Source organism: Oculatella sp. FACHB-28 (assembly GCF_014696015.1).
Lineage (GTDB): Bacteria > Cyanobacteriota > Cyanobacteriia > Elainellales > Elainellaceae > JAAUTN01.
This window is the reverse complement of the sequence record NZ_JACJPJ010000032.1, coordinates 1-25623: the sequence shown is the minus strand read 5'-3', so window position 1 is coordinate 25623 and position 25623 is coordinate 1. Positions and strand designations below refer to the sequence as shown.

The window sequence follows — 25623 nt, the reverse complement described above, 5'->3', positions numbered from 1 at the left end:
GATTGCTAAACCCAGATCTGATTCGCCAACATCTACGCTTTGCAGGGACGCTTCGTAAAACGTCCCTGCAAGTTCTCTAAATCAGGTCAGTGACCAAATCCGATCCCTTTAAATCGTAACCCTATCGGCTAGCTTGAGCGAAGCGGTTGTTAACTTCGTTCCAGTTGACCACGTTCCACCATTGCTTTAGGTATTCGGGGCGGCGATTTTGATATTTCAGATAGTAAGCGTGTTCCCACACGTCATTGCCCATGATGGGGAAATGCCCTTCGGTTAATGGGTTGTCCTGATTTGGGGTGCTAACCACGTCTAGCTTGCCGTCAGCAGTGCGAACTAGCCAAACAAAACCGCTACCAAACTGACCCGCGCCCGCATCATTAAACCGTTGCTTGAAGTTCTCGAAATCACCAAATGTATCAGTGATTGCTTGGGCGATCGCCCCGTTTGGCTCTCCCCCACCATTGGGAGCCATAAGCGTCCAGAAAATGGTGTGGTTAAAGTGTCCGCCCCCGTTATTGCGTACCGCTGTTCTCACCGCATCGGGTAGCGTGTTTAAGTCACGAATCAACTCATCAACAGACTTGTTCTGTAAGTCAGAATGCTTTTCTAACGCAGCATTGAGCTTGCTTACGTAGGTTCCATGATGGTTGTCATGGTGAATTTGCATGGTTTGCGCATCGATATAAGGCTCTAGCGCGTCATTGCTGTATGGAAGGGATGGCAATTCAAAAGCCATAGGTTTTCCTCCTATTGGAGTCATCACGCTTACCTTATTGTAAACTTTTGAAAGAGAAATCTATCAAAAGTTCCAATTGCGTTTTCCCTCGTGAATCAAAGCTTCTCCACCGTTCTGAAAGGGTTTAGTATTCTGTAGCTCTATCTATTGGGAGAACTTTTGATATAAAATCCTATCGATAGCGCTGCAATGGTCAGAGCGATCGCTCCAGTCCATTGGCAAGTTTTATCAAGCTTTTCAGCTCTAGATCCCGAAAACCTTTGAAGAGGAGAGCACGAACACATGGCTTACGAACTTCCCCCCCTACCTTACGATTACGAAGCTTTAGCACCTCATGTTTCATCAGATACCCTGAAGTTTCATCACGATAAGCATCACGCTGCCTACGTGACCAATTTCAACAAGATGGTTGAAGGAACAGAACTTGCTAGTCAGTCGATCGAAGAAGTGATCAAAGCAACCTACGGCGACTCTAGTAAAACCGGGATCTTTAACAACGCAGCCCAAGCCTGGAACCATACCTTCTACTGGAACTGCATGAAGCCTAATGGCGGTGGTACTCCCACTGGAGCGCTAGCCGACAAAATCAACGCTGACTTTGGCAGCTTCGACAAGTTCAAAGAAGAGTTTCTTGCAGCGGGTGGCACCCAGTTTGGTAGCGGTTGGGCATGGCTCGTGTTAGACAAGGGCACCCTGAAAGTAACCAAAACCCCCAACGCCGAAAACCCGATCGCTCTGGGTCAGGTTCCGCTGCTGACGATGGATGTCTGGGAACACGCTTACTACCTCGACTACCAAAATCGTCGCCCAGACTACGCTAAAACCTTCGTAGACAGCTTGATCAACTGGGATTATGTAGCAGAACAATTTGCTGCTGCTAAATAGACGGTTATAGCGTTGATCGCCTTAATCTAGAACAAAATGGGGTGAGAGCTTTGAACTCACCCCATTTTTTTGATAGGACAATGCTGTACGCACTGCTCCCGAAGTGGAGCGTATCCTAGCAGGAAATTTTGCTTCTATTCAAGTTCCACTGACTTACGTAGTCCCACATAGATGCTGAAGTAAGTGAACTGCCATAATAGTATTGATGCCGTTTGCGATTTTCTCTGAAGCCAGCCCAAAATCTCCAAAAGAAATTCAGTTATTTTCTCTAGTTCTTCACCTTTTGTTTCTAACTTTAGAATATACCGTCAGCAGAGCAACGACTGCTTTAATGACTTTTATTGGGTGCTTGAATCGCGATCCAGCAGTTTGATTCAAGATCAGGACAAAAGCATGTCTACAGCAAACTTCTACTCAGAACTTCCAACTTTAACGGACTTTCTGGATATCACCAATTCCAGCAATTTCATACCCGTGCCAGAAGACTGGTACATCGTGATTACTGACATTGTTGAATCAACTAAGGCAATTGAGTCAGGGCACTACAAGGATGTGAACCTGCTGGGCGCTTGCTCGATTGTTGCAGTGCTAAACACATTGGGAAATGGAGCAAATAGTCATAAGAACACAACCGATATTCCGTTTGTGTTTGGTGGAGATGGGGCAACAATTCTGATTCCACCGAGTCTTTTTGCTAAAACAAAACAGGCTTTGAGCGTTGTACAACAGTTGGCAGTTCAAGAATTTGGGATGGATTTACGCGTCGGAATCGTGCCAGTGTCAGTGGCGATCGCCGCTAACTACGACGTAAAGGTTGCCAAACTAAAAGTCTCAGAAAACTACAGCCAAAGCGTTTTCATTGGAGGCGGGTTAACCTACGCAACAGAGCTTTTGAAAGACCCAAATGCTACAGAAGTTTATAGGATTACACCTGAAAAGTCTTTCGCAGATGTAGATCTGTCTGGATTAGAGTGTCGTTGGCAAGACATTCCTAGTCAGCATGGAGAATTTGTCAGCCTAATAGTCATGGCAACTGCCTATGGCAGCGAAAACTTAGCAAGCCTCTACGCTGAAATTATCAATAAAATTCAGCAGATTTATGGCGATGAAGTAAGCTATCGTCCCGTTCATAGCAAGACGCTTAACTTAACATTCAGCTCCAAAAAGCTTTCAAAGGAAACCAAACTACGGGCAAAATCAGGCAGTCGGTTTCATAAACAGCTGTATTTATGGAAAATTCAGCTAGAAAACCTTTTAGGTTTGTTCCTAATGCATTTCAAAACTCAGGCAGGGGAAATGGATTGGGGCACATACAAAGACATCGTGGTTGGCGCAACTGACTATAAAAAGTTTGACGACATGCTACGGATGGTGATTTCAGGCACAGCCGCGCAACGGGAGGCACTAAATAGCTACTTGGAAACAAAATACAAGCAAGGCAAACTAGTATACGGGACGTATACCTCCGATCGCGCATTAATGACCTGCATGGTATTTGAGCGAAACGGTCCTCAGGTGCATTTTGTAGACGGAGCAGACGGTGGCTATACGCTTGCAGCAAAAGCGCTAAAAGAAAGAATGAAACAAAAAGCGCTGAACTGGAGTACGTTTGTCAGAATGATGCGGCGGCGAGATGCACGTGGCTACTCTCCTCGACCCGATCTGTTTCCTCAATCTGGCTTGTTCTCTCAACCTGACCTGTTGCAGACCAGTCCCCTGTGGTCGAATGCACTAAATTCATGCACATTAGACCCACATGAAGGTAAAGCAAACAGCTGCATTTCCTGCTAAATATGTTACGCCTCACCAACGGAAAAGCTAGTCCGGTAAGCGTCACTGATCCAAGCCAAAACCTTCAATCTGCGAGAAGTCCAATGAGAGCAGGTTAAAGTAAAAGAAGGGAAACATAGTAGCTAGAAATTCATGGATAACGAACCCATTGTTTTGTTGTCGAGCCGAGAAATTGATAAAATGCGTCGGGCTGGACAACTGGCGGCTGAACTCCTTGACCACCTCGCCCCGATGGTAAAGCCTGGAGTTAGCACCTTAGACCTGAACGATGAAGCTGAACGCTGGACTCAAGCACATGGTGCTAAAAGCGCTCCGCTGGGCTATCACGGTTTCCCAAAATCTATCTGTACCAGCATTAACGAGGTCGTCTGTCACGGCATTCCTAATGCCAAGCAAATCTTAAAAGAGGGTGACATCATCAACATTGATGTCACTCCAATTCTGGATGGCTATCACGGCGACACCTCCCGCACCTTTTTTGTGGGTGAACCTTCTCCCCTTGCTAGAAAGCTAGTTGAAGTTACTGAAGAATGCCTAAACCGGGGCATTAAAGCAGTGAAACCTGGTGCCCGTATTGGTGATATTGGGGCAGTCATTCAAGAATATGCGGAAGCAGAAGGTTTCTCAGTCGTTCGAGACTTTGTTGGACACGGAGTCAGCCGTATTTTCCACACGGCTCCCCAAATTCCGCACTACGGCACCCGAGGCAAAGGCAAAAAGTTGAGACCCGGGATGGTATTCACGATTGAGCCAATGATTAATGAAGGGACTTGGGAAGTTGAGGTGATGGCTGACAAATGGACAGCCTTGACCAAAGACCGCAAGCTTTCGGCTCAGTTTGAGCATACAATCGCTGTCACTGAAGATGGGGTTGAAATTCTCACCTTACATCCCGCTCTAGTCACATCCTGATGGGTGTAGCTTAGATTACACAAATTACTTACCCAAATGTCATGATGCTTTTGGCGAACCTAGCGCAAAGGCGGTCACGTTCATGGGATCAAGTTGGACTAGGCGGCAGGCTTTACAGCTTATTTCTGGCGCTGCAGGGGGAATTGCTCTTCATGCCTGTACTAAGGCTGCCCAACCCTCTCAGACCGCAGCAGATTCTACCTCTGCTGCAGTGGGAATCGTCACCTGGATTGGCTATAGCCCTCTGTATATTGCTCAGGAAAAAGGATTTTTTGAGGAATTGGGGCTAAATCTGGATGTGAAGGTGTTTAGCTCTGGGACAGATGCCAGTGCTGCTTTTGCCGCAGGGCAGATCGACGGTCTTTCACTGGTGCCATCGGAGGCGGTTTTGCTTGCGGCGAATGGGGCAGACTACCGGGTAGTCTATGTCGTGGATACTTCTAATGGAGGTGACGGCATTCTTGCTCGAAATAGCATTCCAGATATTGCTGCCTTCAAAGGTAAAGAAATCGCGGTTGAAATCGGTGGAGTCAGCCATTTCTTTTTACTTGAAGTGTTGTCTGAAGCGGGATTATCCGAAGCGGATGTAACGCTGGTTAATGTTACGCCAGATGCGGCAGCGGCGGCTTATCAATCTGGCAATGTTGGGGTTGCTGTCACTTATGCGCCGTTTCTGTTTACAGCAGAGCAGGCTCAGTCAGATGGGCGGATTATCTATGACAGTTCAAAGTTAGCAACACCGACGGCGATCGCTGATTTATTCATCTTTAACACTGGGGCAATCTCAGACAATTCGGCGGCGATCGCCGCTTTTATTCAAGGCAATCTTAGAGGATTAGAATTCCTCACCACTAATCCTGACGAGGGGTTGGCGATCGCCGCTGAGCGGCTAGAGTTAACTCCACAAGATCTAGGCGAACAGTTAAAAGGAGTTAAGCTGGCGGACTTGAACGCAAACATCGAGATGCTCAACAATCCTGACAGCAGTCTCTATGTTTTAAGACCAATGCATGATCTAGCAAACTTCCTCAAAAATCAGGAACAAATTGACCAGATTCCTGACTTGTCTGATCGCTTAGATCCGCAATTTGTGCTTGCGATTCAAGAGAGCACTTGAAGAAGTCATGAGTCATTGGACGTTCTCAAACGCCAAAGAACAAACGAGGAATGGTAACCTCACAAATTTGCAAAAATAACGGACTTAACTTGATTTTGCTTTGAAAATATCTGGTAGGGTTTTTAGGACAGTTTTACTGGGGACGTAGGGATGAGTGTAGAAGCGCTAAAGGGAAGGGATTTGCTCAGTTTAGCTGACCTAAATACTGATGAAGTATTAGGTCTTTTAGATTTGGCAGCAGCTTTAAAGGCAGGAAAAGCTCGCTCCCGCTGCTGCAAGGTTTTAGGGCTACTCTTTCGGAAGGCTTCTACTCGAACTCGCGTTAGCTTTTCGGTGGCAATGTATCAACTGGGTGGGCAGGTGATTGACCTCAACACCAGCACTACGCAGGTTAGCCGGGGGGAGCCAACGATTGACACAGCGCGAGTGTTGGACCGATATCTTGATATTTTGGCAATTCGGACGTATGAACAGCAGGAGTTAGAGACTTTTGCCCACTATTCCCAGATTCCGATCATCAATGCGTTAACTGATCTAGAGCATCCCTGTCAGGTTTTGGCAGATCTACTGACCATTCAAGAACAGTTTGGCGGTTTGGAGGGGCTGACGTTGACCTACTTAGGCGATGGCAATAACGTAGCGCACTCCTTGATGTTGGGTTGTGCGCTGGTGGGAATGAATGTCAGGGTGGCGACTCCAGCCGAGTATCAGCCAGATGAGGGAATCGTCCAGTTAACAAAGAAGTTGGCAGGCGATCGCACCCAAATCCTACTCACTTCCGATCCAGCAGCAGCGGATGGCGCACACGTTCTTTACACAGATGTCTGGGCCAGCATGGGACAGGAAGACTTGGCAGCTACTCGCATTCCCGTCTTTCAACCCTATCAGGTCAATCAACAACTGCTGGACATCGCTGATCCCAAGGCGATCGTGCTGCATTGTCTCCCTGCCCACCGAGGCGAAGAAATTACCGAAGAGGTGATGGAAGGCTCCCACTCGCAGATTTGGGATCAGGCAGAAAACCGCCTTCATGCTCAAAAGGCACTGTTGGTCAGTTTGTTAGGCGCTGACTAAGGCGCTGAACGCTCATTCGTCACCCAGCGCCAGAGCGGGTGACTTGGGCCCTGTTGGCGAATTTGCAATAGCTGTTTTTCTAGGCGTTTGGTTTGGCGGTCGGAGATTCCCCAAAGAATGTTGCGGCTCTGCCACAACAAAACCGCGACCGTGATACCAATACACAATGACAAAAAAAAGGCTTGGATGGGATTGTAGGCGATCGTATAGCGAACAGCCGTCCAAGTGAAGTAGTCCATCCACAGCACAAACTCCGAGCGCAAGCTCCATAGGCTCAGCGGAGCCAACAGTAGCCACAGCAAACAAACCGTTCCCCACCTGCCATAAACCGTGAGCCGATGTAGCCGCTCAAGCTCCCGCCGAAAAGCCGGATCATAACGCAGAGGATGGTCTTGGGCTGAAGATTCGGACTCAACCATGGTCAGGCATCGTCTGAGCTAGAAGAATCTAAAGGGACAGGAATTGGTTGCCCAAAACGCTCTCGCCACAAAGCGAGTAAAGTACTCGCAATAAAGATGCTGGAATAAGCACCCATCGTAAACCCAATAATTAATGCCAGGGCAAAATACTTTAATGTCTCTCCACCAAACAAGAAAATTGAGGAAAGGGTCAACAGCACTGTAACCGAAGTATTGATCGATCGCGTCAGAGTTTGATTTACCGCGTCATCTACAATGTCGTTAATATTGCGACTTGGCTCCTGCTGCATCGTTTCGCGAATTCGGTCATAAATCACAACGGTGTCATTCACCGAAAAGCCTACGATAGTCAGCAGAGCCACGATAAACAAGCTGTCTACCTCAGCGCCAATGGTTAATCCCAGAATGGCAAAAATTCCTACTGTGATTAACACATCGTGGAATAGCGCAACAATGGCAAAAACGGCGTAATCCAGTTGGAATCGTAGACTTAAATAAACCGTAATGCCAACGAAGGAAACAACCAGCGCCAATAACCCTGAAGAGAGAAGTTGACGACCCAGGGTAGGTCCAACGGTGTCAATCTGGGTGGCTTGAGGGTCAAAGGTACCAATCTGTTCACTTAACGCACTTAGCAGTTGAGTTCGCTGATTGACATCTAGCACACTGGTACGAATGGAGAGGGCGTGCCGCTCGTCTCCCAAGACTTGAATGCTGCTGCTGCCCAAATCTTGCTCTGCTAGAACCTGACGGACTTCTCCTGGCTCGATCGGGTCATCGCAATTGTTGGGTTGGGTGCAGTCTAGCTCTAGCTGTAGGCGTGTGCCTCCAACAAAGTCGAGACTGGGACGCAAAGGAGAACCGATCTGATTCCAAGAAATTACCATTGCGACAATACCGCTCAGGATAATCACCGAGGAAATCGTCCACCAGAGCGATCGCTGTCGAATTACCTGTAGCTTCATGACGTTACTCCTGCCTGAGATGAGGTGGAAGTGGGCAGGTTAGGGCAGAACAACTTGGGCTTCCGTAACCCCGGAAATCCTAGCGCCACCAATAACAAAGTCCGGCTACAGGTCAGCGCTGTAAACATACTGACTAAAACACCGATCGCCAGCGTCAGTGCAAATCCTTTGACTAAACCTGCGCCTAACCAAAACAGGGCACCACAGGCAATCAAAGTGGTGACATTACTGTCGAGAATGCTAGAGAAAGCACGGTAAAATCCCGCTTCAACAGAACGATAGAGCGTCTTTCCTGCCCGCAACTCTTCACGGGTACGCTCAAAAATCAGCACGTTTGCATCAACTGCCATGCCGATGCTGAGAATAAATCCTGCAATTCCAGGAAGCGTCAACGTTACGTTCAGCAAACTGAAGATGGCGAAGGTGAGAATTGAGTAGATGATCAGAGCGATATCCGCGATTAAACCAGGTAAACGGTAGTAAACCACCATAAAAATCAACACCAGCAGCAAGCCGCCGATTCCTGCATAGATGCTGCGCTGGATACTATCTCGTCCCAGAGTTGCACCAACAGTCCGGTTTTCAACCACTTCAACGGGAACGGGCAAAGCCCCCCCTCGCAACTGAACGGCTAACTCACTTGCGGTTTGAGCATCAAATCTGCCGGTGATACTGGCCCTTCCGCCCGTGATGCCTGTTTGGGCATAGTCAACGGCAACCGTTGGGGCACTCAGCAGCTCGTTGTCCAGGAAAATGCCTAGAGTCCGTCCTGTACCGGCAATACCTTTGGTCAATTGGGCAAACTTTTCACCGCCTTCTTGGTTAAATTCGAGCCCAACTTCCCAGGAATTGGTGCCAATGGGGGCTGCAAAAGCATTTTGCAACATGTCGCCTGTTAGCCCAGTTTTGTCAAAGAATTGAGCGATCGCCACATTGCTTTGATCGAGAGCCTCCTGGTTTTGGGCGATCGCCTCCTCATCTCCGCCGTCTCGAATTCTCTCTTTCTCAGCTAACAAAAGCTGCTGGGCTTGAAAAGTGATTCCAAGCTGCTGTTCCGTGCCGGGACGTTGAGAGCGAAAATCTAGCTGAGCCGTGCCACCTAAAACTCGTTCTGCCTGCTCAGGGTCGCTGACTCCCGGTAGCTGTACCAAAAGCTGGTCTTCGCCTGCTGTTTGCACTACGGCTTCAGCTACACCCAGTCCGTTAATCCGATTTTCTACCACCTGCTGGACTGCCTCCAGCTTTTCTGGCGTAATTTCTGGGACAGCCTCAGTCGTTTTTACCTGAAGCGTCAGTTGTGACCCACCCTGCAAATCTAGCCCTAACCGCACTGGCACCGCTACAATCACTACCGCGGCAGCAAATGCCAGCGCCAAAATCACCGCCAAAAGTAACCGTTGTCTGCCCATATCTTCAGTTGCTGCAACGAACGTTGTAGAGGTGCCAGCACAGAAATTTGAGCAGCGTCAACTTGAAACGCTACTGAAAACACTGTTTAAATACCACCACCACGCTATGATAGCTGGATTTTGCCAGTCTAGTAGGCTTAGTTGCCTGTTTGAGTAGCCTGCTCTGGCTGGGTGCGCTTGCTCTGAGCTTGCTGAAGCGCTGCTTCACTGTTTTGCCGATAGACCTGCATCCGGTTTTGTGCCGTTTGGTAACGCCCATCTCCAGGAGCAACTTGAGCCATCAAGTCAGAAGCCCGCTGCCAGTAGGTTGCTAACTCCAGCCAATCAGCGGAAGACTGAGCGATCTGACCCTCTGTTGCTGCCCGTTCTGCCAGCCTAACTGCTTCGACAAACGGGTCTCCCGATGGAGTAACCGCCGCTGAGCCTGAAGCTTCGTTCTCTGGCTGAGCCTCCGCTGAGGAGTCTGGAGCATCAAGCGGAGGACTGGCAACGCTTGTAGCTTCTTGTCTAGCTTCAGACTCTCCCAACCCATCCGGTTGAATTTGATTTAGCAGCCCGAACCCCAATTGGCTGTAGAGTAACCCTCCCCCCAGTAGCAGCAGCAAGCAGAGAACAGCTCCCCCTAAGATGCCACGAAAAAACTGCCGTTTTTCACGCAGAGTTGAAGATTTTACTGTCTTGGGTAAGGATTTACTCGACTCTGTTTTTTGAGTTTTCCAATCTTGGGAGAGTCGCTGTAACGGATTTACCTTGGATAGACGAATTTCTTCTGACCAAAGCACTTGGTTCTCTGGATCGCGGTTAATTTCTTCTAACCATAGGAGTTGCTGTTCTCGCACAATGCGGCTGTTAATTCTGACGCGCCGAATGCCGCGAGGCTGAAGTGATTCTAGAATCTGACGAACTTGGTTGACTAGGACAGGCTTTTCTAGCTGGTCGAGACGAGGGGCTTCACACAAGAGTTGTAAAATCCCTTCAGCCAAAATGGCCCTGGTTCTTACACCAGAGTCTGTCAGCTTTTCGTTGAGAACTTGAATGATCGCGGCGACGCTGCCCTGACGAGCTTGTCTAGCGATGTCGTCCATTGGATTGACCATGGTTGGCATGGTGATTCAGCAATGAGTTAGGTATTTGAGAATACCCCATATTTGCCTTAACAATATCGCACGGTCAGGCCCTAAGCGTTACTGATTTTTAATAATCTCCGGATGTTAGAGTATCTCCGTTTATCGCCTTCGTGAACGTCAGTAACAGTTTTAGCGATCGCCTTCATGGCAGCATCTATATCAATTCTCAATTGCACGGCATAGAGCAGTAGTGCATTGCGCCACTGCTCTATGCCGTGCTTTGTATTCCACTCAAGCAAGAACCGTTATATTCGTTGCAAGCTGCTGGTGGAACTAGTCGCACTAGATCTCCTCAAGGTTATTCAAACAGCATTGCAAGCTTGTCCAGTTAACCTAGATGGCGATAATCATTGAAGCGACGAATTTGCCACAGGTCAGTGTTGAGGCGGTTTTGATTGGTGTGATGCCAGCGGGAGCGGTCGAGCCAAAATTCGAATATGGCGGTGTTGTGGGCGTGCAGTCGCCAGGAGCGATCGCTTCCCAATAATTCTGCGATCAAATGCTGCAAAATCCAGCTATGCGTGACAACCCAAATTTGCGTGTCTTCTGTATGGCGAGTCAGCAGAGTTTGGATGAATCGGCGGGCGCGATCGCGAGCCTCTTGCAGCGACTCTGCGCCGGGAATCTGAATCCAATCTGGAGAATTTTCCAGCGCTTCACATAGAGCCGGATAGCGCTGTTTTGCCTCAGCCCAGGTCAATCCCTCAAAAATTCCGTTCTGAAATTCCTTCAACTCATCGGCGTACTCCACCTGAAGACTAAGGAGCTTAGCTTCATCCGGAGTTGAGCTAGAAACCGGATTCAGGCTGGACGCACTCTTGAAAGATGCAGCAGTCGCAGACAAAACATGGGTAAGCAAAATTTCTGCAGTTTGGGCTGCTCGTTTGAGAGGACTGCTGTAGATGTAGCTGGGACGTTTATGTTCCAGCACCAACCGCTGAGCCAGCTTTTTTGCCTGCTCTACTCCTTCGGCTGAAAGCTCAAAATCGCCATGCCCTTGCATTCGTTTCTGCCGATTGCCAAGGGATTGAGCATGTCGGATAAATAGAAGCTTGATCAGCTTCATGGTTCTCTTGAAATGAAATGATTAGAAGTTGGGACGAGCGTATTGATTGAGTATGTACGATTTCCTGAGTTAGGGGTAGGGGAAATCGGGATGAAGCTGAGAATGTTACGCTGGAGTGTGGAAAAATCGGAAGTTTTGGGTTTTTCTGGGACATTAAGTTAGGCAAGTTATGCAAGAGGAACTTCTGCGATCGCTCGTTTGGACTGATTACCGACTGGCTCTTCTATTTACGGTTCTATTTCCCCTGATTCTTTTGATCTGGGCATTTGTGCAAAAGAATGAACCGATGCAGCGGCTCCTGCTAATCTACTGGCGTGTTGCTAGCCTGTTAGCTATCACGGTTTATCTGATGATTGGGGGAATTTTAGTCGGTTTCATCGCCGGTTTGATAGCGACAGTTCTGATCCCCATTTGCCTCTGGTTTTGGGTGGACTTAAATGAAGAAATTGACGACCAGCCCATCAAGCCGTTGAAGCTGACCTTTACCTCTTGGCGTTGGGCAGTGACCGTCTATAGCATTGTGGCAGCGATCGCTACCGTTCCTTTTGTGCGCTGTGCCTTGTCGAGAGAAACATTTGGCTTGCCGATTTGTCAGGTCTGGTTAGAAGCTCCTCTGATTTACAAAGATTTCTTTCACGCCAACTCGGCTCCCGGTTTCCTCGGTTTTCTGGGAATTGTTGGACTGATTATCTACATGCTGTATCTGATTTACTTTGTTCTGGTCAGGTTGGGCAAACAGGGACGTTCTGCGGTGCAGCAGTAGATCCATTGATAAGCGCAAATAAGCAGAGGTGAAGCATATGGAGCGCGGCGTGGGGCATCGACTGGAACAATACACGATTAAACGTCCAGATGAAGTGCTGCTGGTAGAAGTGGCGATCGCCGGAGAGGCTGACCAAATCGCAATTTTCAGGGGCTTTTCCAGTTCGCTGATGCACCCGACTGCCGCTGACCCAGATATTCCAGTCTTACCGGATGAGGCAGAAATCATCTCAATCGATCGAGTAGAAAGTCCTTACAACCCCCAAATTCCTCACTACATTCAGCAGGGGTTGACCTGGGTAGAAATGCGATCGCTCCTGGCAGAAGTCGGGCTGTAAGACAATTTATTTTGAATTTTTAGATTTGAATTTTTAAATAGGACGCACCGAAGTGCGTCCTATTTACGTCCTCACAGGTTTACGTCTCCACACGAATTGATCCTGATGAGGCGCAATTCATTTCGTCTGTACAAGAGTGTGTTCAACGGGAAGCGTCCTCTTGAGAAAAAACCTTTAGAGAGATGTAATCCACTGCAACTATTCAGGATGAGAAGAATGCAAGCACGAATTGTGGCTCTCTCATCGGAAATATTTAGGGATCTTTACGAAGGTGGTATGCTCCAGTGTGTGAGATGTGTGGAGTGTCTGATATGGTTTTATCTTCTGTATCCTCTGACTGGACATCCCGTCCCAGTCAGACTAACTCAGGTTTTACTGCAACTCAACCCGTGACGCTGCACAGCGCGGATTGGGAACCTCTCGTTTTACCTGCAACAAAGCTATTTGGGACGGACGGCATTCGTGGGCAAGTGGATGACTTGCTGAGCGTGCCCCTAGCACTACAGGTGGGGTTTTGGGCCGGTCGAGTATTGCAGGCAACTACAGCAAAACCGGGGCTGATCATCCTGGGACAAGATTCTCGTAACTCTAGCCCGATGTTAGCGACTGCGTTGTCTACTGGATTGACCGCAGCGGGTCTAGAAGTTTGGAATTTGGGATTGTGCCCTACGCCTACCGTGGCTTTCCTGACCAGCACGTCAGAGGCGATTGGCGGCGTGATGATTTCTGCGAGCCACAATCCCCCCGAAGACAACGGCATTAAGTTTTTTGCCGCAAACGGCACTAAGCTCTCACCCCAATTGCAGACCCAAATTGAATCCGCGCTGCGGGGTGAAGGCGGTTGGGCTAGCCAGCAAAAACAGCTTGCTTTTCAGCCAGGACAGCACTATCACCGACCAGAACTGGTAAAAGCGTATGTCGAGTCGCTTCAGCAACCGCTGATTCCCCACGGCAACTTGACAGGAATGCGAATCGTGCTAGATCTGGCTTGGGGCGCAGCAGCACAGTTAGCCCCAGCAGTCTTTGAGGCAATGGGGGCAGACGTAATTTGTCTGCACGACTACCCAGATGGCGATCGCATCAATGTCAACTGCGGCTCTACCCACCTTGCGTCACTCAAAGCTGCTGTTCAAGAACACGATGCCGATTTGGGCGTAGCCTTTGACGGTGATGCAGACCGGGCTATGGCAGTCGATGCTCAGGGACGCGTTGTAGATGGCGACTACATTCTTTATTTTTGGGGCGAAACTCTGCGCCAGCAAAACCGGCTTCCCGGCAACACCATCGTTTCGACCGTAATGGCAAACCTGGGCTTTGAACGCGCCTGGGAGCGGCAAGGCGGTAAGCTCATTCGCACTGCCGTAGGCGACCAGTACGTTCATGCAGAAATGGTGAAACACGGTTATATGCTGGGCGGTGAGCAGTCTGGTCATATTCTCTGTCCGCATTACAGTGTCTCAGGTGATGGGTTACTAACGGCGCTGCATTTGGCTACTATCGTGCGTCAATCTGGCGTTTCCCTTGTTGAAATGGTTGATCAGAGCTTTCAAACCTATCCGCAACTGCTGCGGAATGTGCGCGTAGAAGACCGCGATCGCCGCCTCAACTGGAAGGACAATGCCTGCTTACAGCAGGCGATCGCTCAGGCAGAAGCCGAGATGGGCGATCGCGGCCGCATTCTCGTCAGAGCCTCCGGCACGGAACCCGTGATTCGGGTAATGGTGGAAGCAGCCGACGCTGAACTGGTGCAGCACTGGACAGACAAACTGGTGCTAGCCGTTCAACAGTACGCAAACTGATCTCGCAATGTAGCCACTTTGGCTTCGTTGCACGCTGGGTTAACTTCACCTCTAGGTAGGCTAGCTTCGTGTCCCGCTAAGTTAGCTCAATCCCCAGCTAAGCCAGCTTCCTGGCGAGATAACCTGGCTTACTTTACGGACAAGCTGGCTTAACGACGCGGTAAGCTAGCCTAGTCCCTGACTAAGCTAATCCCAGTTTGATTTTTATTTGTTGTAGATCTTTCTGTAGGGGCAGTTTGCAAACTGCCCCTACAGGATTGAATTGCACAACACAATTTAAACGGGTATGACTTAAACGGGTATGACCTTGCGGCGCGGTAAGCTGTCCTCGTTTAGGGGTGATAAATCTATGGATGCCAACACGGACGTCAACACAGGGAACTTATCAGCAGTGGAGCGAGAGGCGATTGCTTACCTGCGTTCTCCAGCAGCAATTCGGGAACGGTGCGGACAGCTTTTTGACCTGGCGTGCCAGGATCAGCTTCAGCATTTTCGCTGTGATTTGAGCAAGTTGGAATCTGTTGCCGACTACGTGATTCAGGTGACACAGCAAGTCTATCCTGACCTGCAAATTCCATTCCATAGCCGCTGGCGACACTTTGAAGTAGGCACAAGAAAGCAGCGTTTGGCGCAGCTCGATCAGCGTCTTGCTCACCTTTCCCCGATTGAAAAAGCAGAGGCAAAGTTTGACCTGGCGATAATCAGCGTGCTGCTTGACGCTGGAGCTGGAGCCACCTGGCAGTACATCGAGTCAGAAACGGGTGAAGTATTTTGCCGCTCTGAGGGTTTGGCAGTTGCCAGCTTCAACCTATTTTGTGATGGGCTGTTTTCCAGCGATCGCCAAACCCTACAGGCAGACGCAGCAGGACTACAGCAGTTAACCGAATCCGACTTAACACAAGGTTTTCAGGTTACAGACGAGAATCCCTTAGTCGGATTGCAGGGACGCTTGAACCTACTGCGAAACCTGGGCAAAGTCCTATCGCAACATTCTGAGCTATTTGGCAGCGAGCAACCGCGTCCCGGACATCTAGTGCGCTATCTGGTGAATCAGGCAGTAAATGGAAAACTGCCCACTAATGCGGTTCTACAGGCGGTTTTGGCTGGACTGGGTGACATTTGGGCAGGACGAATTGCGATCGCCCACGTCAATCTGGGTGACGTGTGGGCTCACTCAGCCCTACGCGATACGGGATTCGGTTCACAGCTCGTGCCCTTTCACAAGCTTTCTCAATGGCTGACCTACTCCCTCCTAGAGCCTTTGCAAGAACTGGGATTAGAAATTACTGGGCTAGACCAGCTCACCGGTCTGCCCGAATACCGCAATGGCGGATTGTGTTTGGACTTGGGACTGTTACAGGCAAAACATGCGGCTGTCACCCAAACCCCACATCTACCACAGTCCGAAGTGATTGTTGAATGGCGATCGCTAACTGTTATTTTGCTAGACCACATTGCTACAGCCATTCGTACCAAACTAGGGATGGAAGAAACGACCCTGCCCCTAGTCAAAGTTCTACAGGGCGGTACCTGGAGTGCAGGACGACAGATTGCTGCAACGCTCAGAGGCGGCACTCCACCGATTCAACTGGAGAGCGATGGCACCGTTTTTTGATTGCTCAATTCCCGTCTGAAGAGAGAGGTCGAATCTCTCCCAGGGATATTAGAGAAGGGCGATCGGACTCGGTAGGATGGCTCTGCTAATACATAAACACTATCGGAGTCTTTTATGCCTGAATCTCCTAAAGAAGGTCAAAACTTTGATGCTCAACAAGCCGTTGAGAATATTGCTGCTGGTAATGAAAAACAGCCTGAGGTGAACGTTCAGGATGATTATGAGGCTTCGAAAGCCTTTAGCACCAGCGAAATTGACCAAACCGCGGCGGGCAGCGAAGCCGCCAAAGCCGCCACTGCTCCAAAGCAAAATTTGCCTGAGCCTGAAGCTACCCCCTTGGAAACCGGACCGGACAGTGACCCAGAGCAGTATCGCGAGATGGCTAGAGATGTGAACCCTCGCCTTTAAAGGGAGACGATAGAGCGAAGACAATCTGTGATCAGAATCACGGCTGAAGCTGATCAGGATCGCGATCGCCCTATCTAAGTCCAGACATACTGTAGGAGACTCAACTCTAGCCGAGTCATCAACAGGGAACACACGACTGACCGACAGTCTCCGTACGGAATCTGTCGGTTTTTTATTAGCTTTTCCTAGCCTAGCGCAGCCCGAATAGAAACCGCACCCTTTTGAAACACCTGGCAACACACAGTGCTTACTTTGCGCGTACTTTACAGTCGATTGGGAAAATTCGACTTTTGGTAAGCAATAGTAACTTTAGCGAGCTCTAGTCAAACAGTCTCTAGCGCATTGCTCCCATCGTATTCTTCCAGGACAACTCTTTGCAAAGAATTTCTAAAGCTCGCTGATCGGCATCTGGGAACAGATTGCTGTCTGCCAACTCTTGTAGCACCTGTTGGGTGAGTTGAGCCGCAAAACTGCCGCCGCAGCGCAGCAAGTGACTGTAATAGCAAAACTGAGGACGCTGCATCTGATTCCGGTGAAACTGATGCACCTCAGCCTCGGACATTTTGTATGCGGGAGTATTGACCGGAACAACGATGCGGGGAATTCCATGAACTCCATAGGTGCGATCGTCCTCCACCTCCAGCGTCCCAACCAAAACCGTGCCCAGCAAAGTTCGGGTTTCGTTGACTAAATCCGGCGCAAACAGAGGGTCTGGTTCGCTAGAAAGACGGGGACCATTGCTGAGAAACGTGGGATTAAACAGTTGAGTATTGTAAATTAACCCGACTGCCCAGTGCCGTCCGCCTAATTCTTCCAGTTTGACAAAGCTGCCAAATCCATAGTCCTCTGCCTGAGGCGGATTGCTCACCTCTAGTTTGTCGTCTAGCTGCACGACATAGTCACAGTGAGAATTTGATTTGACTACTTTTCCCAGTTTCATGCGCTTTGTTGGAGTTTTTTTAACTTAGCTTGAGATCAAAATCTCCCCGCATTTTGTAAAAAGCTTGACCATTAGCGGCCAGGATTTCTACAAAACGTGGGGAGCCAAATTTAGTTAATTTTTAGGTTCGTGTCAACGCTACGACATTGCTTGAATGATGTAGTCAAAGTAAGGCGCGGCTTCCTTAGCATCGTCCTCAGTGAGCAAGCTGAGCGAAGCTCTCTTAAGACAGCGAATCGACTCAACCATACCAGGAACTGGTACACCCAGTGAGTTGTACATTTCACGCACGCCGATTAGCCCAATTTTCTCAATTGGATCTTTGTCGCCCGCCAAAACTCCGTAGGTAATTAGGCGCAAATACCAGCCGTAGTCGCGCAGGCAGAGGGCACGCTGGCGATCGCCATAAGCATTTCCGCCTGGAGCAATAAAGTCAGGGCGCTTTTTCCAAAGCTGCTTGCTGGCTTCTTGCACAATCTTTTTCTCATTCTCAGAAAGGGCAGCAGCAATCCGAATTCGCTGCTCCCCGGTCTGCAAAAACTCTTTGATACCTTCAAGTTCGCCGCTAGTAGGATAGCGGAGTTCATCGTCGGCGTTGAGAATAACTTGGCTAACTACACTCATAATATGGCGGTGATTTAGTTACATTGACTCAGATATCGCTTGTATTTTAACGATTCTAGGGGACGTAAAGAAAGCGGGCGTGGCGGAAAAACCATTCAAGCGCAAACGATTGCCCGACCAGAACAGATCCTAAGATTTTATGAGTAGAGAGTGACTATCTCGCAACATATAGAAATCTTAAGCTCAGAAATCTTGAATAATTTGTGAAAAACTGCTGTTAGCTTGTTTACATTTCAAGTTCGACCTTTCTATGACTGTAGACGGAGATCCGTCAAGCTTTACTTACTCTTAACGTCCTACTAGGGGCATTTCTTAACGTAGCGGGTTGATCCTTGTACATGTTGACCGCTCACTTAACCCGACTCCCTCATCTCCAACACGGCTACTCCTAAAAATTTGAGCTCAAACTAAAGGCTACACACCCGCATTGTAGTCATTGCAGCCTGTGAAGCTCTGCGAGATTCACGGAAGCTTTGCTGTGCCTCAGTCTCAGGAATAGGACATGTTTGGACAAGCAGAAATACTTAGTGGCGATTTGATGACGCTCAACGAATTAACGATGGTTTGCTCAATCCACTCTTAATTTCTACACCAGACAATACCATGTCAGATAACAGCAGCAATACTCCAAATAACAACAGCGTCATTTTCATTCATCCTGATGGCACTACGCCCTCTCACTATGCTTTGGCTCGTTATGAGACTGCGGGTCCAGATGGTCGCATTAACTGGGATCGGATGGATAGCGCTGGCTCCTATTTATCGCACATCAAAGATCAGCTCACAGCAACCTCGAATGCGGGTGCAGTTGTTCATGCCTATGGGGTAAAGCCTCAAGCAGATTCCTACGGATTAGACGAAGAAGGCAACTCGATTACCTCCCTTTCTGCTCAAGAAGGTTTGACTGATGAGGGAACGACAATTATGGAGGAGGCGATCGCCGCTGGCAAAGCAACCGCTGTAATTAACTCTGGTTTCATTGCAGAACCCGGAACAGGTGTTTTTCTTGCCGATGTAGAAAGCCGTAGCGAAACCGAAGCCATCACCGCAGAAATTGTTGAATCGGGCGTTGACATCATCCTGGGTGGCGGCGAAACCGACTATTTACCCGAAGGAACCATAGGTTTTTTTGGCGAAGAGGGCACCCGCACCGATGGACGCAACCTAGTTGAAGAAGCTGAGGAGATGGGCTACACGGTGATCTACACCCGTGAGCAATTGCAAAGTTTGCCCGAGGGCACCGACAAAGTCCTGGGCATTTTTGCGGCAGAAGACACCTACAATGACACCACCGAGGAAGCCAACGCTGCTGAGCGACTAGAGAACTATGGGCAACCGGGAAATCTTAACCCGCCTACCGTTGCTGAAATGCTGGAGGTGGCTCTCCCGATTTTGGCTGCGGATGAGGATGGCTTCTTTGTCGTTCTAGAAGAAGAAGGAACGGACAATTTTGGCAACAACAATAACGGTCGGGGTGTTGTAGAAGCTGCGATTCGGGCAGATCAGGCGATCGGCGTTGCTCAAGATTTCATTGACAGCGAACGACCAAACACGCTGTTAATCACTACCGCAGACAGCAATGCAGGCGGACTGCAAACCACCGATGTAGACGTTCAAGCGGGTGGCAACGTTGGCACTACTCCCGTAAACCCCACTCAGCCCGATCGCTCCGATGCTATTCAAGTGCCCCTTGATGGTGAGGAAGGACGCAACACAGAACCATTTGTTACCGGACCTGATGAAGACGGCACTCGCTTTCCCTATGGCATTTCTTATGCAGGGCTACCAGACTTTGGCTCTGACGTTGTCAGCAAAGCTTATGGGCTAAATTCCGATTTGCTGCCCAGCACCCACGACAACACAACAATTTATCGGTTGATGTATCAAACGCTGTTTGATGAAGCCCTGCCATCTCCTGTTGAAGCGCCGGAACCTCTCTCTGCTCCTGCCACTACTGAGGACACGGGCAACGTCATCTTCATTCACCCCGATGGCACCACCCCAGCCTACTTCACCCTGGCTCGGTTAGAGGAAGAAGGTCCCGACGGTCGCCTCAACTGGGACATGATGTCTGATGCAGGCGTTTACATCAACAGCATCGAAGATGAACTGACCCCCAGTTCCAATGCCGGAGCAGTCGTTCACTCAATGGGCACTACGCCTCAAGCCGATTCCTACGGGTTAGATGAACAGGGTGAACCCGTAATTTCACGCTCTGGGAAACAGGGCCTGACCATCATGGAGGAGGCGATCGCCGCTGGTAAAGCGACTGCTGTAATCAACTCTGGCTTCATCGCAGAACCCGGTACAGGGGTCTTTTTAGCCGATGTGGAAAGCCGCAGTGAAACCGAAGCTATCACCGCAGAAATTGTGGAATCGGGTGTTGACGTTATTTTAGGTGGGGGTGAAACAGACTATTTGCCAGAAGGAACTACAGGCTTCTTTGGTGAAGAGGGTACTCGCACCGACGGACGCAACCTGATTGAGGAAGCTGAGGATTTAGGCTACACAGTAGTCTACAACCGTAAGCAACTACAAAACCTTTCTGAAGACACGACCAAGGTCCTAGGCATATTTGCGGCAGAAGATACCTACAATGACACGACCGAAGAAGCCAACGCGGAAGCAGGATTAGACAACTATGGACAACCAGGCAACGAAGACCCACCCACCGTTGCCGAAATGCTAGAAGCAGCCTTGCCCATCCTGAACCGTGACCCCGATGGTTTCATGGTGGTGCTGGAAGAAGAAGGCACCGATAACTTTGGTAACAACAACAACGGTCGTGGACTGATTGAAGCAACTCGACGGGCAGATGATGCGATCGGCGTAGCGATGGACTTCATCAACAATGAGGACCCCAATACGCTGCTAGTTACATCTGCTGATAGCAATGCGGGTGGACCTCAAGTCTATGACGTTGATGAAGCAGATGAACCCGTCGGCACGGTTGAAGTAAACCCTACCCTGCCTGATGACTCTGATGCGGTTGAAGTGCCCCTTGATGGACAAGAGGGACGGAACACTGAACCCTTTATCACGGCTGAAGATGCTAACGGAAACACGTTCCCCTTTGGCATTGCCTATGCCACGCTGAACGATGTTCCTGACAGCGTATTGACCAAAACCTATGGCTTGAATGCGGGAGACTTGCCTAGTTCTCACGAAAATACGTACATCTATGAGTTGATGTACCGGACGCTGTTTGGTCAGAATGCTTTGCCTACTCTAGTCGAAGGAACTCCCCAGGCAGAAACTCTCTTAGGTGGTCCCGATCGCGACTTAGTTCGGGGTAATGAAGGCGACGACACGATCGCAGGCTCAGTCAATGATGACTTTCTCTATGGTGAGGAGGGCAATGACCTGATCCGGGGTGACTTAAACACGGTTCAGGCTGGCGATGATGCGGGTGGCGATGACCTTCTCAGTGGCGGTGAAGGCGACGATCGCCTTTTTGGGCAGGGCGGCGATGACCAGCTCTATAGCGGCGAAGGCAATGACCAACTCTATGGTGATGCGGGCGATGACTTGCTCTATGGGGGGTTGGGGCAAGATGCCCTATTAGGTGGGGAAGGCCGCGATCGCTTTGTTATCGCTACTGGTGAGGATGCTGATACGTTTAGCGACTTCCGCATTGGCGAAGATTTCATCGCCCTGATGAACGGAGTCACCTATGAACAGCTTTCGTTCTCCCAAAGTAGCGGCAGCACGGTCATTAGCGCTGATGACAGCATACTGGCGACACTGCGTGGCATCAACAGCAGTGAGCTGATTGCAGCAGCACAGACCACGTTGGTCACGATGTAGCACAAATTCCTGATTAAGAGGTGGAGGCACAACGCGCTTCCATCTCTTAATCCCAAGACAAACGAAGCAAAGCTTTCTACCTTTAGTTCCAATCCAATATCTTCCTTCAATAGACGAGCGCGCTGGGATTTTTTCATAGCATGAGCCAAATGGTATTGGTAGGAATGGTCTCATGGGATTCATGGCAAAACTCCGGCTGCTAGGAGCAACTGCCCTTAGCTTTGGTCTTATCCACGTGGGCAGTGCCCATTTGCCGCTTGCTGAATATTTAGATACGAGCGATCGCGCCGTGGCAACAACGGGAGGACGGGCAAGAGGAGGGTCATTTGATGAGCCTGCTCCCGCTGAACCCATCCCCGATGGGGGAGGTTACGGTGGAGGCGGGGGCTATGCACAACCGCCCTATCAAAGTGATCCTTATGGTTACAGCGATCCCTACGGTTCACCTTACAATGATCCCTACAGTTATCCCAGCAGGCGATCAGATCCGTACTACACCCGCGATCGCTACCGTCAACCGCCTGTCGTAGTTCCCCTTCCGAATACCGTTCCCTACGGTTCACCTTACGATTCAGGTCCGGGCTACCCTAGTGCTAGCATTGGCATTCCGCCTATCTTTGTTTTGGCGGCGATCGCCTTATTCTTCTTTGCTCCCTTTTTCCTAATGGCATCGCGGCTTAACACCTTGAGTAGCCGTTCGGGCAACCGATTAACCGGCCGACGATCGCCCAATGGAGAACTTCTGAATGACATTGTTACCGTTACCCGACTTCAGGTATCCCTGTTGGCAGGGGCACGCCCTCTTCAGGCAGCGCTTGAGCAAATTGCTACTCGTCACAACCTGCAAACCAAGCAAGGCTTGGGTGCAATGCTGCAGGAAACCGTGTTGACGCTCTTGCGATCGCCTGAATATTGGAGCCATGTTCGAGTCGATTCTCAAACGGCAAACAGCCGCCAAGAAGCAAGCCGTTTATTTGAGCAACTCTCGATTGAAGAGCGCAGCAAATTTGGTTCAGAGACTCTGGCTAACGTAGGAGGGCAGGTACATCGACAGACAGCCCAATTCAGCACTGAGAATAATCCTGACAGTGGATATATTGTTGTTACGTTGCTGTTAGGCACTGGAGGCGATCGTCCTCTATTGAGCGCAATTCACTCTACAACTGAACTGCAAGCTGCCCTACAGCGCATAGGAGCTATTCCTGCGAATGAGCTGTTGGTCTTTGAGCTTCTGTGGTCACCTCAAGATTCTAGAGATGTTCTCTCTAGGGATGAGTTACTGAGTGAGTACCCCACCATGACACAGTTGTAATGTTGTTCGCTGTATTCTACGCAAGTTGTGAGAGGTGTGTTCCTAAAGAGCTGTGCCTCTCATAGCTGATTTGCACCATTTCAATTAACTATTACTTTCGGCGGGGCAGGTTTTGCTGTTGAACCTCAGTTCCCTTGTCTATCAAACTCACCCCTACGATGTCATGTCGTGTTCATAGCACTACGCGCATACTTTACAGCAATTTCTACTTGTATGAATTACAAACTTTGTAGGGGCAGTTCGCGAACCGCCCCTACGCTATAGCTTACCCATTGAGAAATTGCTGTAAGTCCCACTCACTTTGGCATAGGAGGTCTCAAAACGTGGGAACTTCTACGCGAATAATCAAAGGACACAGTATCTTGTCTAGCAGGATTCAACACCGAACAAAAGAAGTTGAAAACAAAAGAAAAGAGATTGGACAAAGCCCAACCTCTTTTTTCCCGTCATTTAGAGTGAAAGTAGCAGCTTAATTTTGAATGCTTTCTTCACCCAGTTCTGCCAGGTTGGGCGTAGCAAAAAATCCAAAGTAGGTGGCGATCGCAGCGGTAAGTGCATGTAGCCAGACATCGTTACCAAAAATGGGGACTAAACCCAAGGTGGACTGAGTCGCAGGAAACAGTCCCAAGATCGCTAGCGTTCCATAGAAGAGTGCTAGCACTCCGCTAAAAAGACGAGCACTACCCAATGAGGTAGCGCCAAGAATTCCTAGAAGCCCTACTGTCAGGTGAACAACGTTATGTAGAACATTGATTGGGAATAACCCCATTAGATAACCGTATCCATTAGTGACTCCGAGACCCACCATATCAGGGTCAGCGGCAGGGGGAGTAACAAAGCTTGGAATAAATCCGGCTATGCCAACAAGTAAGAAGATGATACCGACGGTCAGGGAAAAGTATTGTCCTGGTTTCATAATTGAGCTCCTAAAAGTGTAAAGAGATGGAAGATTTTCAACATTTACTGGTCAAACGCTTCAATTCCGGTTGTAGGGGCGAAGCATTAACCAGAAGCTTTTGAAAGTCTACAAAGCCTATTGCTTCGATACTTCGCTCCTCCGACAGAGAACTCTCGCCCTTCTGGGTAGGAATAGGACGGATGTGTCTGCTATAGCGTCAAACCATTTCTCAATCCGAATTCGATAGTGCTATTTGCGCCACACTGTACATAGCTGAAATGGCAAAAAATGTGCACTACAAAACCCACAGATCACTATTTTTCGTGCTGTTATGATGTTTTCCTACAAAACTGAGGGCGAAGAAGTTTGTTATCGATCTAAATCTTCTCTATCTAAAGTGGTAAGCATATATACCCTTTTAGCGGATAGATTAGAACGTGTTAACGGCTAAACTCTTGTGGTTGTGGTTGGCTTGTCGTCCTTCGTCCTACCAGTTCAGCGTCAGTTATAAAAATAGGATCTATTGAAGGCACTTTAGAAGATTTGAAGGTGACTCCAAGGCAAAAGCTATGAACCGAAGGTTACCGATGTCCGTCCAGGAGAAAGAGCAGCTTTTTCAATCTGAGCTAGTTAAGGCTTGTATACCGCGTGATCAAGCCGTGAAAGTGGCTCAGATTCTTGCTTCTGAACAGGACGATGAACAGTTAGCTGCCGAAGATGTTCAGTTAGTCAAACAGGTTTGTCTTCAGTGGCTAGAGCAGCGTAAGCGTTTGGAGTTCATCTCACAGGCTGCTCATGGAGACTTCTGATCTCCAGCTAGCCTAGGTAGGTTGCTGCAATAATCGTGTTACGGGTGTGGCATCTGTTTGACGTTGATGCTCATATGAAGTTGATAGAGCGATCGCCCAATCCTTTCAACTTTAATAACCCTGATCCAAGAAGAGACGAACAAAAACAGCAGCAACCAACCTTGGTCGTATAACGTTTAGTCTGATTTTCAGGCAACGAAATTTTTGGGTCAGGTGCAGCAGGAGATGCGATCGCCATTCTCACAGGTACCCTCACCTGATTGACCTTTGGACTCAAGTCTGACCAGGGTCAGCTCTCGCGGCAGTTAGAGGCGATCGTCACGGATGCTGTTGCTATGGAACGGATCGAGCAAGCCGAAAACCAACTAGAGTTCCTCAGCAAAGAATTCCCCAATAGTCTAGCCGCAGAGATGGAGGCAAATTAAACCTAAATAGCAACCCTGAAAACTCATATTTCAGCTGCACTAAAGTTCTATTACGAGATTGCTTGTGCATGAACTTCTAGTGTTTATATAACAATCTTCTGTCTCAAGTAAACATATTTGTTACCAAGAAATCTGAAACGTTGAGGTGAGGATGGGAGAATGAGGGGATATACCAATTCCAAAAATTAGGGCTACAGATGGAAGGGCACCCTGCAGAGCGGGGTGCCCTTCCATCTGTAGCCTCTTTTTAGAGAAACGGGCGTTGCTGAAACCGTAATGGTTAAGTAGGTAGAGGAATAGCTCGATACTTCAAATAGTGAAGCAGCAAACGGAGTGAACATTTCAACATCTCAAGGGATTTGGAGTAGCACAAGGTTTTACGGTG

The 25623-nt window shown here is 49.1% G+C and carries 23 protein-coding genes and 1 pseudogene; 14 read left to right on the top strand and 10 right to left on the bottom strand.

Annotation, left to right across the window (positions count from 1 at the left end; translation table 11 throughout):
• Positions 1–121: 121 nt before the first annotated feature.
• On the bottom strand, positions 122–736 hold the full coding sequence (locus H6F88_RS02290) for a superoxide dismutase (RefSeq protein WP_190641131.1): 615 nt from the start codon (positions 734–736) through the stop codon (positions 122–124).
• A 282-nt stretch (positions 737–1018) separates the two neighbouring features.
• On the opposite strand from H6F88_RS02290, the gene H6F88_RS02285 reads away from it, so the two are divergent.
• From H6F88_RS02285 to argF, 5 genes are all read left to right on the top strand, one after another.
• Positions 1019–1621 (top strand): superoxide dismutase, encoded by a 603-nt coding sequence (locus H6F88_RS02285; RefSeq protein ID WP_190641130.1) that lies wholly within the window; start codon positions 1019–1021, stop codon positions 1619–1621.
• 393 nt (positions 1622–2014) lie between these two features.
• Complete coding sequence (locus H6F88_RS02280) at positions 2015–3412, top strand: DUF3095 domain-containing protein (protein WP_190641129.1); 1398 nt, start codon at positions 2015–2017, stop codon at positions 3410–3412.
• A gap of 132 nt (positions 3413–3544) precedes the next feature.
• Positions 3545–4324 carry a type I methionyl aminopeptidase gene (gene map / locus H6F88_RS02275; protein WP_190641128.1) on the top strand — a complete coding sequence of 260 codons (780 nt, stop codon included), beginning with the start codon at positions 3545–3547 and terminating at the stop codon, positions 4322–4324.
• An 82-nt stretch (positions 4325–4406) separates the two neighbouring features.
• A complete protein-coding gene (locus H6F88_RS02270) occupies positions 4407–5441 on the top strand; it encodes an ABC transporter substrate-binding protein (RefSeq protein ID WP_190641127.1) in 1035 nt (344 codons plus the stop codon).
• 150 nt (positions 5442–5591) lie between these two features.
• Positions 5592–6515, top strand: coding sequence for an ornithine carbamoyltransferase (gene argF / locus H6F88_RS02265; protein ID WP_190641126.1), 924 nt, complete (start codon positions 5592–5594; stop codon positions 6513–6515).
• Here argF and H6F88_RS02260 read toward each other — a convergent pair.
• From H6F88_RS02260 to H6F88_RS02240, 5 genes are all read right to left on the bottom strand, one after another.
• Positions 6512–6934 (bottom strand): hypothetical protein, encoded by a 423-nt coding sequence (locus H6F88_RS02260; protein ID WP_190641125.1) that lies wholly within the window; start codon positions 6932–6934, stop codon positions 6512–6514. The genes argF and H6F88_RS02260 overlap by 4 nt on opposite strands.
• A 2-nt stretch (positions 6935–6936) precedes the next feature.
• Complete coding sequence (gene secF, locus H6F88_RS02255) at positions 6937–7899, bottom strand: protein translocase subunit SecF (protein ID WP_190641124.1); 963 nt, start codon at positions 7897–7899, stop codon at positions 6937–6939.
• A complete protein-coding gene (secD, locus tag H6F88_RS02250) occupies positions 7896–9308 on the bottom strand; it encodes a protein translocase subunit SecD (protein ID WP_190641123.1) in 1413 nt (470 codons plus the stop codon). The genes secF and secD overlap by 4 nt, the downstream gene beginning before the upstream one ends.
• 137 nt (positions 9309–9445) lie before the next feature.
• A complete protein-coding gene (locus H6F88_RS02245) occupies positions 9446–10414 on the bottom strand; it encodes a hypothetical protein (protein WP_242050358.1) in 969 nt (322 codons plus the stop codon).
• A gap of 349 nt (positions 10415–10763) precedes the next feature.
• Positions 10764–11501, bottom strand: a complete 738-nt coding sequence (locus H6F88_RS02240; RefSeq protein ID WP_190641122.1) for a histidine phosphatase family protein — start codon at positions 11499–11501, stop codon at positions 10764–10766.
• Positions 11502–11670: 169 nt separating this feature from the next.
• Here H6F88_RS02240 and H6F88_RS02235 point away from each other — a divergent pair, with 169 nt between their 5' ends.
• The 5 genes from H6F88_RS02235 to H6F88_RS02215 all read left to right on the top strand — a co-directional run bounded on the left by H6F88_RS02235 (position 11671) and on the right by H6F88_RS02215 (position 16423).
• Positions 11671–12264: a DUF3177 family protein gene (locus tag H6F88_RS02235; protein WP_190641121.1), complete on the top strand. Its 594-nt coding sequence runs from the start codon at positions 11671–11673 to the stop codon at positions 12262–12264.
• A gap of 37 nt (positions 12265–12301) precedes the next feature.
• Complete coding sequence (locus H6F88_RS02230) at positions 12302–12601, top strand: hypothetical protein (protein ID WP_190641138.1); 300 nt, start codon at positions 12302–12304, stop codon at positions 12599–12601.
• Between the two features lie 311 nt (positions 12602–12912).
• Complete coding sequence (gene glmM, locus H6F88_RS02225; protein WP_190641120.1) at positions 12913–14400, top strand: phosphoglucosamine mutase; 1488 nt, start codon at positions 12913–12915, stop codon at positions 14398–14400.
• Between the two features lie 349 nt (positions 14401–14749).
• A complete protein-coding gene (locus H6F88_RS02220; RefSeq protein ID WP_190641119.1) occupies positions 14750–16015 on the top strand; it encodes a URC4/urg3 family protein in 1266 nt (421 codons plus the stop codon).
• A gap of 114 nt (positions 16016–16129) precedes the next feature.
• On the top strand, positions 16130–16423 hold the full coding sequence (locus H6F88_RS02215; protein ID WP_190641118.1) for a hypothetical protein: 294 nt from the start codon (positions 16130–16132) through the stop codon (positions 16421–16423).
• A gap of 334 nt (positions 16424–16757) precedes the next feature.
• Here H6F88_RS02215 and H6F88_RS02210 read toward each other — a convergent pair whose 3' ends face one another.
• Positions 16758–17363: a hypothetical protein gene (locus tag H6F88_RS02210; RefSeq protein WP_190641117.1), complete on the bottom strand. Its 606-nt coding sequence runs from the start codon at positions 17361–17363 to the stop codon at positions 16758–16760.
• A 138-nt stretch (positions 17364–17501) separates the two neighbouring features.
• Positions 17502–17987 (bottom strand): allophycocyanin subunit alpha-B, encoded by a 486-nt coding sequence (apcD, locus tag H6F88_RS02205; RefSeq protein WP_190641116.1) that lies wholly within the window; start codon positions 17985–17987, stop codon positions 17502–17504.
• Positions 17988–18590: 603 nt separating this feature from the next.
• On the opposite strand from apcD, the gene H6F88_RS02200 reads away from it, so the two are divergent.
• Together H6F88_RS02200 and H6F88_RS02195 are read left to right on the top strand one after the other, a co-directional pair.
• Complete coding sequence (locus H6F88_RS02200) at positions 18591–21794, top strand: alkaline phosphatase (protein ID WP_190641115.1); 3204 nt, start codon at positions 18591–18593, stop codon at positions 21792–21794.
• Positions 21795–21975: 181 nt separating this feature from the next.
• On the top strand, positions 21976–23106 hold the full coding sequence (locus tag H6F88_RS02195; protein ID WP_206756419.1) for a DUF1517 domain-containing protein: 1131 nt from the start codon (positions 21976–21978) through the stop codon (positions 23104–23106).
• A 469-nt stretch (positions 23107–23575) separates the two neighbouring features.
• On the opposite strand, the gene H6F88_RS02190 is transcribed toward H6F88_RS02195, so the two are convergent.
• Positions 23576–24022 carry a DUF4383 domain-containing protein gene (locus H6F88_RS02190; RefSeq protein WP_190641113.1) on the bottom strand — a complete coding sequence of 149 codons (447 nt, stop codon included), beginning with the start codon at positions 24020–24022 and terminating at the stop codon, positions 23576–23578.
• Between the two features lie 551 nt (positions 24023–24573).
• Here H6F88_RS02190 and H6F88_RS02185 point away from each other — a divergent pair.
• Both H6F88_RS02185 and H6F88_RS02180 read left to right on the top strand, forming a co-directional pair.
• Positions 24574–24813 carry a hypothetical protein gene (locus H6F88_RS02185; protein ID WP_190641112.1) on the top strand — a complete coding sequence of 80 codons (240 nt, stop codon included), beginning with the start codon at positions 24574–24576 and terminating at the stop codon, positions 24811–24813.
• 260 nt (positions 24814–25073) lie between these two features.
• Positions 25074–25238, top strand: a complete 165-nt coding sequence (locus tag H6F88_RS02180; RefSeq protein ID WP_190641111.1) for a hypothetical protein — start codon at positions 25074–25076, stop codon at positions 25236–25238.
• Between the two features lie 280 nt (positions 25239–25518).
• Here H6F88_RS02180 and H6F88_RS02175 read toward each other — a convergent pair.
• Positions 25519–25623, bottom strand: a pseudogene (locus H6F88_RS02175) (IS1 family transposase); the annotation flags it as partial.